Source organism: Acinetobacter sp. YH16044, assembly GCF_013417145.1.
Taxonomy (GTDB): Bacteria; Pseudomonadota; Gammaproteobacteria; order Pseudomonadales; family Moraxellaceae; genus Acinetobacter; species Acinetobacter amyesii.
The window spans coordinates 20448-33313 of the sequence record NZ_VPEK01000029.1 but is presented as its reverse complement, the minus strand read 5'-3'; the positions used below and the strand labels follow the sequence as shown (position 1 = coordinate 33313).

The window sequence follows — 12866 nt, the reverse complement described above, 5'->3', positions numbered from 1 at the left end:
TTAGAGGAATTGCCACAAGATACGATAAGCTAAAACGTAACTATCAAAGCGCTGTTGCTTTAGCTTGTATATTTATATGGTTGCCTCTTTAGCTCAATTTATCGGCTGTAAATGTCAACACACCCTAATGTTCTTCCTCGATTTTTTTATCACCTATGAGCCTCAAAAAGCCTATTGTAAGTTTCAGCATTCAGGCGCACATTTAAAGAAATCTCCTGCGTGGTAGATTTCATTATGAAAAAACATCTCGTATTTGCACCCCTCTGTCTGCTCATGCTCTCTGCCTGTACACAAAACAGTCCGCTCCTCAAAGGCCATGAAAATTATGTGGGGACTTGGCAAAACAACCACAGTGAATTAGTGATCAAATCGTCGGGCGAAGTGACGTATCACCATCAAGAACATACTGAAAAAAGTATTGCCAACCAAACCTTCAGTGGTGCTGAACAGTCGCGAATAAAAGCCCATTTGAGCAGTTTTGGTGATCAGAGCTTTAGCATCGGTCAGGATAATTTCTCTCAACAATTCACCATTCAGCGCTCGCCTTATCAAGATGATCAAGGCCATTGGAAAATGTCAGTCAAAGGAGAGAGTTATACACGCAAATAAGACAGAGATTTGTCCATGATCCACTGCTCCCTATAATTTACTCAGGTATAAAAAAAGCCCCTTATTAGGGGCTTTTTAGGCGATTCAGATTAGTGATCTGAAGCACCAGAGATACCAATACCAGTTTGTGAACGTACATACTGTGCATCGAATGCTTTACGCTCAGCTTGTGCTTGTGCTGAATTATCAGTCACAGAGAACAACCAGCAGCAGATGAATGCCAATGGCATTGCAAAGATAGCAGGACCATTGAATGGGTTAATTGGTGTTTCAGAGATTGCGAATGTATCTACCCAAACTGCTTTAGATAAGATAATTAGGGTCACTGCTGTAAGCAGACCTACTAAACCGCCAATCACTGCGCCGCGAGTGGTCAAGCCTCTCCAGAACATAGACAATACAAGTACTGGGAAGTTTGCACATGCTGCTACAGAGAACGCCAAGCCAACCATGAATGCAACGTTTTGTTTCTCGAACAAGATACCTAAAATCATCGCGAAGATCGCAAGACCTAAAGTCGCGATTTTAGACATACGAAGTTCAGATTCTGGCGTTGTTTGACCTTTCTTGAATACGTTTGCATACAAGTCATGTGAAATAGCTGAAGCACCAGACAATGTTAGACCTGCAACAACTGCAAGAATCGTTGCGAATGCCACCGCTGAAATGAAGCCCATGAACAAATCACCGCCTAATGCATCAGATAAATGCACCGCAGCCATGTTGTTACCACCAACAAGCTCTAGCTTGCCAGTTACCGCCATTTTTGCAACATCAAGGAATTGTGGGTTGTTTGAAACGTAAAGGATCGCACCAAAACCAATGATGAAAGTCAGTAGGTAGAAGTAACCAATGAAACCTGTTGCTACAACCACTGATTTACGCGCTTCTTTGGCATCTTTAACCGTGAAGAAACGCATTAAGATGTGTGGTAAACCTGCTGTACCGAACATTAATGCAAGACCTAGAGAGATCGCATCAATTGGGTTTGCAGCCAATTTACCAGGCCCCATAATATTGCCCGCTTCTGCCAAAGTCACTTCGTGAACTTTAGAGAAAACTTGAATAGATTGTGAGAACATTTCAGAGAAGCTGAAGCCCACGCCCTTCATGACCATGAATGCCATGAACGTTGCGCCAGAAAGTAGCATCACTGCTTTAATGATCTGTACCCAAGTCGTTGCCAACATACCGCCGAAGATTACATACGCCATCATCAGCAAGCCAACAATCACAACCGCAATGTTGTAGTTTAGACCGAATAACAATTTGATTAACTGGCCTGCACCCACCATCTGTGCGATTAGGTAGAACGCTACAACCACCAGCGAGCTCATTGCTGCCAATGTACGTACTGGTTTTTCAGCCAAACGGAACGATACAACGTCAGATAAGTTGAATTTACCTAAGTTACGCAGACGCTCTGCTACTAAGAACAATACAATTGGCCAACCCACCATAAAGCCCAATGAATACAGCAAGCCATCAAAGCCTGAACTGAATACCATTGCGGAAATACCGAGGAACGATGCTGCTGACATATAGTCACCGGCAATCGCTAGACCATTTTGGAAACCTGAAATACCACCACCAGCAGTATAGAAATCTGCAGTGTTGGTAGTTTGTTTTGCAGCCCATTTAGTAATTAGCAGCGTAAAACCTACAAAGATGGCAAACATGATAATTGCGTGCCAGTTGGTCGCTTGCTGCTGTGCTTCACCTAAATCTGGTCCTGCCATTGCCATGCTTGACATGAGCAGAGCGGGAGCCGCCAGTGCTGTTGCTTTCAATGAATTCCATTTCATCTTAGTGAAGTCCTTTTTCTTGAGTAATTGCTTCTACTTCACGCATTGCTTCTTCGTTTAATGCATCTAATTTATTATTTGCAATGTACGAATACACACCACAGAGTAGGAATGACAATACAATAATGCTCAAACCTAATGGCATACCAATCGTGGTTACACCACCACTCACGGATTGCATCAAGAACTCTTTGTTATAGCCCACAAGTAGCATGAAGCCGACATAGACCACCAACATGATGATCGTCAAAGTCCAGCTCAACTTACTTTTACGGCTAACCATTTCCTTAAATTTTGGATTCTGTAGAATTTGTTCTACCTGTCTCTCATCCATAATGTTCTCCTTACGCCGAACCTTGGCGCGCAATTTTCTAATTCGAATTATTTCGAAGCTAAACTTACCAATGTTCCTTATCTCTTGTAATTTAGACTTTGGTCGTTAAATTTTGAGCAATAACCTCCCTAAGCCTATGGATGCGTTATCATTAAGCGAGAATTAATATGCTGCAGGCTCTATGAATAGTTGGCTTATCGTCGGGGTATTGGCCCTTTACATCGCATTACTCTTTGTATGTGCATTCTTTGGTGAAAAGCATGCCAGCAGGCTCAGTACTCGCGGCAGAATGCTTCTCTTTAGTCTAACTTTAGGGGTTTACTGTTCATCTTGGACGTTTTATGGCGCAACAGGTGCCGCGGTTCGTGAGGGCATTATTTTCCTGCCGATCTATCTAGGACCGCTGCTATTTGTTGCGCTCGGCTATGATATTTGGCGACGTTTAGGCCGTGTCCGTCAGCATCATGCCATTTCATCGATTGCCGACTTTGTAGCAGCACGATATGGTAAAAGTGGCCCCTTAGCGTCATTAGTCACGATCCTTGCCGTGATTGCCATTATTCCCTATTTAGCCTTGCAACTACGTGCAATTGCCCTAAGTGCAACGGTCATTTTAGAACCGACCGCTGGTCTGACCAGCACCACCAATAGTGTGCTGTTTTTGACTGGTGTATTGGCGATTTTGGCGATGATGTTTGGGACACGACAGATTGCCAATACTGAACAGCACGGCGGCTTAATGTTGGCTGTGGCATTTGAGTCTTTCGTCAAGCTGTTTGCACTACTTGCAGTCGCATTTTTCTTTGTTTTTGAATCACCTGAAAACATGGCTCAAATCAGCCATGACATCAACACCACCTTTAAAGATGTTCAGCTCAAAGGTGTGCCAGAAAGCTTTTGGATTCAAACTTTATTGGCTGCATTAGCGATTATTTGTCTACCACGTCAGTTCCATGTCGCGGTGGTTGAACTGCGAGATGAAAAGCATATCCGTGGTGCTCGTCGTTGGTTTGCCATTTATCTGATTTTAACCATTATCGCGATCATCCCGATTGCCAGTTGGGCGCTGCATGCAGCACCTGCCTACTTGGCAATCCCCGATGTTGCCGTGCTCTCACTGCCTTTGAGTTATAACCAAGACTGGTTGACCTTACTTGCGTTTCTCGGTGGTTTTTCAGCATCGACAGGTATGCTGTTGGTGTCGTCAGTGGCCTTGTCGATTATGCTCAGTAATGACTTGATCATGCCTGCACTGTGGCGTACACGCTTATTGTCACGTCATGACAAACGCCTACCACTCGTACTGAAATTCACACGTCGTGTATGTATTTTAGCGGTCATGTTATTGGGCTTCTTGTTCTTCCATTTCTTCAATGACATTGACCAATTATCGGTATTTGGCCTATTGGCCTTCAGTGCTGTGGCACAGTTTGCACCGGCGTTAATTGGTGGTTTATATTGGCGCGGCGGAAGTAAGCAAGGCGTATATGCAGGTCTGTTGGTCGGCTTTGGCATGTGGGCTTATACCCTGTTATTACCAACCGTATTGCGTAGCCTGCCTGAACAATTTAAAACATTTACCGAAAATCTTTTAAGTCAGGGTCCGCTAGGCTTGAGTTGGTTACGTCCTGAAGCACTGTTAGGGTTTGAATCTTTCGATCCACTTACCCATGGCGTAGTTTGGGCACTCGGTTTAAATATCACCCTCTATATTTGGATTTCCCGCGTCTTCCGTCCAAGTGTTGCCGAGCAAATTCAGGCCGAAAGTTTCTTTTATTATGAAACCAAGCCCCTCCCGGCTCAAAGTACATCAAACGACATCAGCTATATTCACCATGATGTGGCACGCTTAAAAGTAGGTGATCTGATTACTTTGGCAAAACGCATTACCGGTGAAGGTCCAACTATGCGCGCCTTCAACCAGTTCTGCGCACAAAACAATGTCGTTTTGAATGAAAATAGCAGCGCCAACGGCATGTGGTGGCGTTTTACCGAACAGTATCTTGCCGGCACCATCGGTGCGGCATCTGCCCGTACCCTACTCACCACAGCCATGGTCAATAATGGTTTAGCACTCGGTCAGGTCGCAAATATTCTTGACCAAGCCTCACAGTGGCAGCGCTTTAACCAAAACCTGATCATGACCATGATCGACCATATGACTCAAGGTGTGTCCGTGGTTGATGAAAATATGTGTTTGGTGGCATGGAATAATCAATACCTCAAACTGTTTGATTATCCAAAAGACATTGTCTATGTCGGTTGCCCAATTTCAGACTTGATTCGTTATAACGCTGAACGCGGCGAATGTGGTCCTGGTTCAGTCGAAGAACATGTGCGTAAACGTATGCATTGGATGCAAGTCGGCAGCGCACACGAATTTGAACGAATTCGTAAAGATGGTCGTGTAATTCAGATGCGCGGGAACCCGATCGAAGGCGGTGGTTTCGTCACGACCTTTGCCGATATTACCGCATTCCGTGAAAATGAAGCCTTGCTTGAAGGGCGTGTACAAGACCGTACCCAACAGTTGGCAGATGCCCTGTCCGAACAACAATTGGCACGTGAGCAAGCCGATAAAGCCAATATGTCGAAAAGCCGCTTCATTGCTGCTGCAAGCCATGACTTATTGCAACCGATGCATGCTGCTCGCCTGTTTAGTACCGCCCTCGAGCAAAGCGTACAAAATGACGATGATCGTAAAACGCTTCAGCAACTAGATCGTGCGCTGCATGGTGCGGAAAGTATGCTCTCTGCCCTCTTGGATATCGCACGACTCGAAGGTGGAACCATTCAACCAAAACGTCAGCCTTATCCGCTGCATGACTTACTCAGCGATCTTGAACTGCAATTTAAATCGATTGCGGCACAGCGTAATATCAAACTGACCGTACATGATGCTCAGTTCTGGATTGACACCGACCCACAGTGGATTCGTCGTATTATTCAAAACTTCGTCAGCAATGCCCTACGCTATACGGCGCGTGGTCGTGTTGTGGTGGGTGTGCTACGTTCAGCACGTCCAGGACATATTCGTATTGGCGTTTGGGATACAGGTCCAGGGATCGCGGAAGAACAGCGCATTAAGTTGTTCCAAGAGTTCGAACGCTGTGGACATACCTCTCCTTGGGGCGAACAGGGCCTGGGCTTAGGTTTAGCCATCGTGCAACGCATGACCAGCCTACTCGACTACCCAGTGCATGTGTTCTCAGAACTTGGTCATGGTTCGTGTTTTATGATTGAAGTGCCTGTGGTCGCTGCGCCAAAAGTGGTCGCTGCACCGACTCAAGCGGTTCCGCTGAAGACCAAAGCCTATAAGATTCTGTGCTTAGACAATGATGAAACCATTTTGGAAGGGATGTCGACCTTACTGACCAAATGGGGCTATCAAGTCTTTAAAGCCACTGAACCTGAACAGGCCATGGAGTTGATTCAACAAGAAAATATTCAAGTTTGGTTGGTTGACCAACACTTGAATAACAACAAGATCGGTCTCGACTTTATTTTAGATAACCGTCAGGAAAATGTCCCTGTGGCGCTGATTACCGCAGATTCTGATCCTGAACTACCGCAACGTCTAAAAGAGTTAAACATCGTCTTACTGAAAAAACCATTGAAACCGGCTTCACTGCGTTCATGGTTATCTGGTTTAAAAATTTCAAATCAGTAGCGTTGTTACAGGACATCGCTCTGTGAAAAGTAGCCCATTTCATTCACATGAAATGGGCTTTTGTTTACCTTGCTTTTACTTAAACTTACCTAACTGGCAAAAAAATTTGTCTCAACGGCAAGACCATTCAAAATAGCCCCGATATTTCGTCTATTTATTAGCCATAAATATCAAATTAAGATTGCCTATGGCAAAAGATATCGAATGCATGAGTGAACACTTGTACACTTAGTTACAATTAAAAATCTATTTGATTTAAATCATATTTTTATAACCAAAAATAAAAACTAAAACTTTAGTCGTATATTTAGCTGCGGCCGTTCGTTTTAAAAATATTCATAAGAAGTTGATCAGTTTCAAGCCAATTCAAGAAGCGTCATAACTCAACACTTGAGAAGCTGATCTCCCCCGCATATTAGGAGTGATCTTGTGAATATTTCAGAAACAATGCCGCATGGTTTTGATCAAAATCTACAGTTTCATCGTCAGTATGGTGCCAATGCCATTTTGCCAGAGATCGATTGGCGTCAGCTATTTAAGTTCAGCAAATTAAGTGATGTGCAAGTCGAAGCGTTGGAAACACTCTATCGCAGTGCCGTTCCTCTCGCGTTACAAGTGTTTGATGAACTGAATTTTGATGTCTTTGCGCCGAATGCCTACAAACCTCAAGGCCTTGGCTTATTCGATCGACTGGCAGAGCAAGAAGACCTACTGCTGCAAAATTTAGAAGCAGAATCCAATGGCTTAGGTTTGGACACCCGTCATCAGATTTGGAGCATGCTACTGCGTGGTGGTGCGGTTTTGGTGTTTAAAGCGTGGCTCGGTAAAGTCAAAACCGACAAAAACCAGCTGGATAAAACACAGTTTGATGAATTATCTGATTTACTGTTTATTAAAACAGCGCCATTTGAATTGGCACAACGTTTGAATGTCGATGCCAACTCCAAGCAAGACCATATCTTCCTGATGTATGACAATGATGTTTATCTGGATCGTTTTAACAGCTTAGAAACTGCAGCCCTATTTGTGGATTTGGGTGTTTATGATGCGGCTTTCCTGAGTTTACGTGATGACCGTGTCGCGGATTATCTCAAAGCGCGCGGCTATGTGTCCGATGAACAAATTGATGAATTACAATGTGCGCTCAACCCTTTGTACTGTACCGATCTGACGCCTAAGCAAGACTATATTGCTTAAGTTATTGTTGAAGTTGTTTATATAAGGTATTAACTGATGTTACGCAGTAACATCAGAAGCACAATTTGATTCAAATAAAAGAACGATACGCGGTAACGTCATCCGCAAGTGTTTGAGACAGGACGACTTCTAATCACAAATGTTTTTGCGATACTTTGAATAATTTGGCGCAAGTGAACGAGTTTTGCGGATGACAATGGTTTTGGGTACTTTTGCCGAAACAAAAGTACCTCCAGCCGAAGGCTGATCCCTTTATTTAATCCCTAGATGTAAGACTCCGTCGAACTGACTTAAAAATCATTTTAAAAATGCGAAATTACTTTTAGGTGCGTAATATCAGTTATTGGTTTAATTCGCATTGTTCTATCGCTTAAACAGCATAAAAAAAGACCTCCACGATGGAGGTCTTTTTTTTGAAAAAATCCTTAGATTTTCTTTTCTTCAATATTCAATGCATTAATTGCCAATACAGCTTGAGTTCGGTTTTGTACGCCTAACTTACGGAAAATCGCCGTTACATGCGCTTTAATAGTTGCTTCAGATACATCTAACTCATAGGCAATTTGCTTATTCAACAAACCTTCCGCCACCATCATTAACACACGGAATTGTTGCGGTGTTAAAGACTGAATACGTTCTGCCAATGCTGTTTCATCTGCAGCACGTGGGTCAAAGTTCATGTTGGCAGGTAAATTTGGTGGCAACCAAATCTCGCCTTCTAAGACTTGACGAATCGCTTCACCAATGTGGCTTGGATGCGCAGATTTTGGAATATAACCCATCGCACCATGTGCAATCGCACGTTGGATAATCGACGCTTCTTCATGCGCAGAGACCACAATGATTGGAATCGATGGATATTGTGCGCGAATATGCACCAAGGCAGAAAAGCCTGAAGCACCTGGCAAGTTTAAATCCAATAACACAAGATCAGGCTCAGGGCCATTTTCAAGACGTTCATAGCATTCATTGACTGCTGCAGTCTCATGAATTTGCGCCTGAGGCAAACTATAACGAACCGCCTGAATTAAAGCATGACGAAACAGCGGGTGATCATCAACGATTAAAATATTCATAAGCAACGTGAGAGATCTTGTGCACAATGACCCTATTCTAACCACACATGCTATGTGAAGGATATGCAAGAACTTATTTTTTTGCATTTAAAATGTAGATTTTCACCTAAAATGCGTCTTTTTTCACATTTTCTATAAATCTTTAAATCTAATCATATTTTCATATAAATTTTATCAACACAGTAAAAATGCTTATATCTAAGCATTATATGTTGAAATATCAACAGTTTAAAATTCGAAATTTCACGAATCTTGTGATTTTTCCAATATATCTAAAAATCAGATAACTTTTCTGATTTTCGTTATTTTACAGTGATCCACCCATCGGGATTAATAAAAGGCATTCCGAGAAACCACACTTTTAGGTTTAAAAAATGTCTCAAGTTAATCTACAAAAACCCCTGAATATTGTTGCTGTGTCAGGTGGTCTAAACAATCCATCTAAAACTGAAGCTTTGGTACAAGCCATTGTTGATGAGCTCGGTGATGCGACTCCAATCAATGTGCATTTTATTAAGTTTAGTGAAATTGGCAATTTATTAGGTGGCGCGATTTACCGTAACCAATTGCCGCAACGTGTACAAGATGACCTTGCTGCCGTTGAAGCTGCTGATGCACTGATTGTTGGAACACCCGTTTACCGTGCTTCATTTACAGGTCTGTTTAAACACTTCTTTGACTTTGTCGAACAAACTGCCTTGGTGGATGTACCTGTCTTGCTTGCAGCTTCGGGTGGTTCTGAACGCCATGCTTTAGTGCTTGAACATCAACTGCGTCCATTGTTCAGTTTCTTTCAAGCGCAAACATTACCAATCGGAGTCTATGCAACAGATCGTGATTTCACCCCTGAATACACCATTCATAGTGAATTACTCCGTGACCGCATTACTTTAGCTGTAGCACGTGCGCTGCCGATTTTGGAATGGGCTCCAGCCAAAGGTCAGCGTGCTGAAGTGGTGAAAGCCAAGTCTCAACAAGCCAACCAAAACTTGGGCATTAATAAGCAAATCGAGCAAGAAGAAGTCCTTCCTTCTGCAGCTGTTCCAAGTTTGGATGCCGCTGAAGCTCGACTGCATAGTAAAAAGCCAAAAACGCAAGTGGCCTAAACACCACAGCTTAACAATTCGATCCCGAGGGTTTGCAAAATGTCAGTACAAGAAAAAAACATTACATTTGCGTATTGGGTACCAAACGTCAGTGGTGGTTTGGTGGTCAGTAATATTGAACAGCGTACCGATTGGAGCTACGACTATAACGTGCGTTTGGCACAAGCTGCAGAAAAAAGTGGCTTTGATTATGCGCTGACTCAAATTCGTTTTACCGCAGGCTATAACGCGGAAAATCAACATGAATCGGTTAGTTTCAGTCATGGTATTTTGGCCAAAACCGAAAAGCTCAAAGTCATTGCAGCGATTTTACCCGGCCCTTGGAAACCAGCTCTGGCTGCGAAACAATTGGCGACCATCGATCATCTTACCAATGGCCGTATCGCGATTAATGTCGTGAGTGGTTGGTTCCGTGGTGAGTTTGATGCGATTGGTGAAGAATGGCCCGAGCATGATCAACGCTATGCGCGCTCTGAAGAATTCATTCGTAGCTTAAAAGGCGTGTGGACGCAGGATAACTTTAGTTTTGATGGTAAATACTATCAATTTAAAGACTACACCCTATCTCCAAAACCTGTGCAAAAACCGCATATCGAAATCTTCCAAGGTGGCAGTTCACGTGCAGCACGTGACATGGCATCCCGTGTTTCCGATTGGTACTTCACCAACGGCAATACTCCTGCTGAGTTGAAAAAGCAGATCGATGATATTCGTGAAAAAGCCAAAGCCAACAACCATCAGGTCAAAATCGGGGTGAATGCCTTCATCATTGCCCGAGATACGGAGGAAGAAGCCCAAGCGGTGCTTCAAGCGATTATCGACAATGCCAATACCGAAGCGGTCAATGCTTTTGGCGATGCAACTCGTGAAGCAGGTGCATCCACCAAAGAGGGCGAAGGTAACTGGGCAAAATCAAATTTTGAAGATTTGGTTCAATATAACGACGGCTTTAAAACCAATCTGATTGGCACGCCACAACAAATTGCCGAACGCATTGTGGAACTCAAAAGTGTAGGTGTCGATTTGGTTCTCTCAGGTTTTCTCCACTTCATTGAAGAAGTGGAATACTTTGGCGAAAAAGTGTTGCCACTGGTTCGTGAACTGGAAGCTCAACAGCAGCAAGTTGTGCAGGCTAAATCAGCATAATTGTTGATGCAGTCACAGCTCATGTAATCAGCATAATAATCACAACCGGCTCACTTCACTTTCCTCCCCTAAGGCTCGGCTTAGGGGATTTTTTATCTCGAGTACCATTTAAAGACATGCTCTGATTCTAGAAAATGAGCTGACCTGTAGACAAAGAAAAAGCCCGACATCCTGTCGGGCTTTTTCTATATGGATACTTAAGCATGACTCCTGTCTTGCTTCACAGTCCTGATGGTGAACACTTTGTTATTGTTTTATGTTCCGGAACGTCCTGTTCCTGTATGAGTTCATCTTAGGTAAAATTTAAAAGTGCGCCTAGCGTCAAAAACTTCGTTGCTTGTACGCTTAAGCTGACAGAATTGTGCGCAATCGGTTAAGTTAAACGATAGATATTATATGGTTTTTTATTAAAATCGATATTTTTTAGATGATTTTATCACCAATTGACACCCCCGTAATTCTGGTGATATTTCCAACACAAACGAGGCAATAAATATGCAACTGGTTTGGTTTCGACAAGATTTAAGACGACATGACCATAGCGCACTGTGGCAGGCGACACAGTCTGGTCCAACGATTGCCTTTATTGCGCTTTCTCCTGAACAATGGGCAAGGCATGACGATGCCCCCATTAAAATCCATCGCTATCTTGCCCAACTGGAACTTTTGCGACAGCAATTGGCTGAGCTAAATATTCCACTGATTATTCAGCATATTCCCCATTGGTCAGACATCGCCACTGAGCTATTAACCCTATGTACTCAGCTCAATATACACACTGTTCATGCACATATTGAACATGGTGTGAATGAACTTAAACGAGATCGCGAAGTACAACAGTTATTAGAACAGCAGCACATCTCTGTTGAGCTGTACCATGACCGCACCCTGTTTCCTGTTGGCAGTATTCGCAATCAATCTGGACATCCTTATCAAGTTTTCGGTGCATTTAAGAAAAATTGCTACGAAAAATTGAGTATCAGTCTGCCTACTTGTTATCCCGCTATTGAAGCCCAAGCGGCTCTCGCCTCGCATCCGCTGTGGCAAAATCAATTTGATTTAAGTCCTTTTTATCCCACATCGCTGTTAGCTGCTCAAATCGAGCTTTGGCCGATTGGAGAAGATCACGCAATACAGTGCTTAGATGAATTTATTGAACAACATCTACATCGTTATGCTGATGATCGGGACTTTCCTGCGCTCAATGGAACCAGTCGAATTGGCATGTATCTCAACTTGGGCATCTTGTCTATTCGCCAATGTCTGCAAGCCCTGTTTCGTGAACAAGGTGGCTATTTCCAGATCGACCACAGAGGGCAACAAACGTGGCTCGATGAGCTACTTTGGCGTGAATTTTACCAACACATTTTATTTGACTACCCGCAGGTATCTCAGCACCAGCCGTTTCAAACCAAAACCTTAAAAATAAAATGGCGCCATGCACCACAAGACTTGGCTGCATGGCAGCAAGGTCAGACAGGCATTCCAATTGTCGATGCTGGGATGCGTCAACTACTGGCTACGGGTTGGATGCATAATCGGGTGCGGATGATTTGTGCCATGTTCCTCAGTAAGAATCTACTGATCGATTGGCGGTTGGGGGAGCAATGGTTTATGCAGCACCTTGTCGATGGTGACTTAGCAGCCAATAATGGCGGTTGGCAATGGTGCGCCTCGACGGGTACAGATGCTGTACCTTATTTTCGGATTTTTAACCCGATCAGCCAATCTCAGAAATTTGATCCGAACGGGGATTATTTACGTCAATGGCTACCTGAACTGGCAGATTTGGATGCAAAGCAAATTCACCAACCCTTTGCCAAAAATCCTCAACTAGAATTGAACTACCCTCAACCGATCGTCGATTTAAAGCAGTCTCGCTTAGCTGCAATTGAAACTTTCCGAGCATTGTAGGCCATTGCC

The 12866-nt window shown here is 43.5% G+C and carries 9 protein-coding genes and 1 pseudogene; 7 read left to right on the top strand and 3 right to left on the bottom strand.

The window, feature by feature from the left end; all coding sequences use genetic code 11:
* Together FTV38_RS13680 and FTV38_RS13675 are read left to right on the top strand one after the other, a co-directional pair.
* A pseudogene (locus FTV38_RS13680) lies at positions 1 to 92 on the top strand (IS5/IS1182 family transposase); the annotation flags it as partial.
* Positions 93 to 234: 142 nt separating this feature from the next.
* Positions 235 to 609 (top strand): hypothetical protein, encoded by a 375-nt coding sequence (locus FTV38_RS13675; RefSeq protein WP_180022767.1) that lies wholly within the window; start codon positions 235 to 237, stop codon positions 607 to 609.
* An 89-nt stretch (positions 610 to 698) separates the two neighbouring features.
* On the opposite strand, the gene FTV38_RS13670 is transcribed toward FTV38_RS13675, so the two are convergent.
* Together FTV38_RS13670 and FTV38_RS13665 are read right to left on the bottom strand one after the other, a co-directional pair.
* Positions 699 to 2414, bottom strand: a complete 1716-nt coding sequence (locus tag FTV38_RS13670; protein WP_180002715.1) for a cation acetate symporter — start codon at positions 2412 to 2414, stop codon at positions 699 to 701.
* A gap of 1 nt (position 2415) precedes the next feature.
* Positions 2416 to 2748 carry a DUF485 domain-containing protein gene (locus tag FTV38_RS13665; protein ID WP_078190540.1) on the bottom strand — a complete coding sequence of 111 codons (333 nt, stop codon included), beginning with the start codon at positions 2746 to 2748 and terminating at the stop codon, positions 2416 to 2418.
* A gap of 181 nt (positions 2749 to 2929) precedes the next feature.
* Between FTV38_RS13665 and FTV38_RS13660 the strand changes: the two genes are divergently transcribed.
* Entirely contained in the window at positions 2930 to 6418 is a 3489-nt protein-coding gene (locus FTV38_RS13660; RefSeq protein WP_180022766.1) for a PAS domain-containing hybrid sensor histidine kinase/response regulator, read from the top strand.
* 447 nt (positions 6419 to 6865) lie between these two features.
* Positions 6866 to 7615, top strand: a complete 750-nt coding sequence (locus FTV38_RS13655; RefSeq protein WP_171525947.1) for a hypothetical protein — start codon at positions 6866 to 6868, stop codon at positions 7613 to 7615.
* A gap of 425 nt (positions 7616 to 8040) precedes the next feature.
* Here the strand turns inward: FTV38_RS13655 and FTV38_RS13650 are convergent, their stop codons facing one another.
* Positions 8041 to 8691: a response regulator transcription factor gene (locus FTV38_RS13650; RefSeq protein ID WP_078190543.1), complete on the bottom strand. Its 651-nt coding sequence runs from the start codon at positions 8689 to 8691 to the stop codon at positions 8041 to 8043.
* Between the two features lie 374 nt (positions 8692 to 9065).
* Here FTV38_RS13650 and msuE point away from each other — a divergent pair, with 374 nt between their 5' ends.
* From msuE to FTV38_RS13635, 3 genes are all read left to right on the top strand, one after another.
* A complete protein-coding gene (msuE, locus tag FTV38_RS13645) occupies positions 9066 to 9797 on the top strand; it encodes an FMN reductase (RefSeq protein WP_078190544.1) in 732 nt (243 codons plus the stop codon).
* Positions 9798 to 9836: 39 nt separating this feature from the next.
* Entirely contained in the window at positions 9837 to 10943 is a 1107-nt protein-coding gene (gene sfnG / locus FTV38_RS13640) for a dimethylsulfone monooxygenase SfnG (protein WP_180022765.1), read from the top strand.
* A 495-nt stretch (positions 10944 to 11438) separates the two neighbouring features.
* On the top strand, positions 11439 to 12857 hold the full coding sequence (locus tag FTV38_RS13635; protein WP_180022764.1) for a deoxyribodipyrimidine photo-lyase: 1419 nt from the start codon (positions 11439 to 11441) through the stop codon (positions 12855 to 12857).
* Positions 12858 to 12866 lie beyond the last annotated feature (9 nt).